Raw genomic sequence first — 1,659 nt, 5'->3', positions numbered from 1 at the left:
CATCCTGTATAAACTCATCTTCATCTAAAGAGTGATTGAAATTTTCTATATTTTGATAAACTTTTTCTAAAAATTCCAAAGGTAAAATAAAATCTTTACTGAGTATATTTTCTAAAATTTGTTTTAAAATTAAAGCATCATTTAAAAATCTTTTAGCATTATCTTGATCTTTTTGTATTTTTTCTTTGAATTTAACTAGGAGTTTATCACTTCTATTTTTAGTTAAACTTTTTGGAAGTTCAAATTTAGGTTTTTCTTTTGTAAGGAGTTTTTCACAACATTCTTTAAAGGAAAGTTCTTCAGTAAAATTAATCCTTGCTCCACCTTCAGTAGCATTGTAAAATTTAGCTTCTTTACTGTTACAAGCAAAAAGATATTCAAGTTTTATGCGATAATCATTCCAAGCAATATGAGTTAAAACTTCACCTTTACCTGCATAGGCTGGGACTTTAAGTTTGTCTATATTTTCTTCGCCGCTAAATTTCTCCCCAAAATCAAAACCTTTTGAATGTGAATTTCCTTCTTCATCAAAGGCCAAATCTTGCCCTATCATAATAATATTTTTAAATCCTAAAGCCAAAGCTAAGGTATAAGAAAAATGACTTACATGAGTACCTGTATCAATATAACCAAAGTCATTAAGATTGAAGCGTTGATAAAGAGCTTTATTTCTTAAAATAATCATACAATTTTCAGCCTTTAAACTACGCGCGACATTAGGATGTGTAGCACACTCAAGAGCGATAATACTTTGTTTTAAATTTTCTTTATTTTGAAAAAATTTCATTGCTAGATCAGTAAAATCTAAATTAGTAACATAATCAGGCACTATGCCTTCTTTTTCAAGCATACTTAAAGCCCCATCAGCACAAAAAATCACTGCTTTATCTTGATAAGCTTTAAGTAAAGGAAGTTGTTTAGCTAAACTAGGTCCTGCAGAAACTACTATAGCATTTTCGAATTTGTTTTTTCTTTCACTTAAGATTCTTTGAAAAGGAATGCTTTCAAGCATAGAAGGGATGTTTTTGTAAAAATTTTCATGACAAGATAAAGATATTTTAAAACTAGGATCTAAGTTTCTAATTATAATATTAATATTCTCATATATTATTCTTTCTGTTTTAAAAATTTTTTCATAAAAATACTTTTTATAAAAATTATGATTAATAAATATTTTATAAAGATTTAACCATGAAAATATATCATTTTGATCAAAAAGTATAAGCAGTTGAATATCTACTCTTTCTTCTTCGATATCCACAAGATAAATTTTTCCACTACAAAGCTCTTCACTCAAATCCAGTGTACTTAAAGCTAGGATAAAAAGTTCTATTTCGCTTTCAAATACAAAAAGATGTTTATAGTGTTTAGCTAAATTTTTAATCAGCAAAGCATTGCCTATACCATAAATACATATAAAAGGATATCTAGGAGTTTTTTCTAAAATACTTTGATAGAAAAAATTTAATTCTTCTTCTAAATTTTCATACATAAAAACATTATGAGTTTTATCATAGATATTTAAATTTTCATCTATATTAAAACGAGAACAAGTTTTATTTTGTATGAAATTTAAAAGTTTATTTCCTAAGGGTTCATTTACTCCACTTAATAAAGCTTGTATGTTTTTTTCTAGTATGGTCATTAGGTTTCCTTAAA

1 protein-coding gene is annotated in these 1,659 nt (G+C 26.3%); it reads right to left on the bottom strand.

Going from position 1 to position 1,659, the window contains the following annotated elements; genetic code table 11:
* The coding region (locus AJ885_RS00160; protein WP_070280509.1) for a motility associated factor glycosyltransferase family protein at positions 1–1,645 on the bottom strand (1,645 nt) is incomplete at its 3' end.
* Between the last annotated feature and the right edge of the window lie 14 nt (positions 1,646–1,659).

The sequence above is a fragment of the Campylobacter sp. BCW_6464 genome, assembly GCF_001762775.1.
Classification (GTDB): Bacteria; Campylobacterota; Campylobacteria; order Campylobacterales; family Campylobacteraceae; genus Campylobacter_D; species Campylobacter_D jejuni.
Note: the sequence above shows the minus strand (reverse complement) of the source record. Positions and strands in the feature narration are given on the sequence as shown.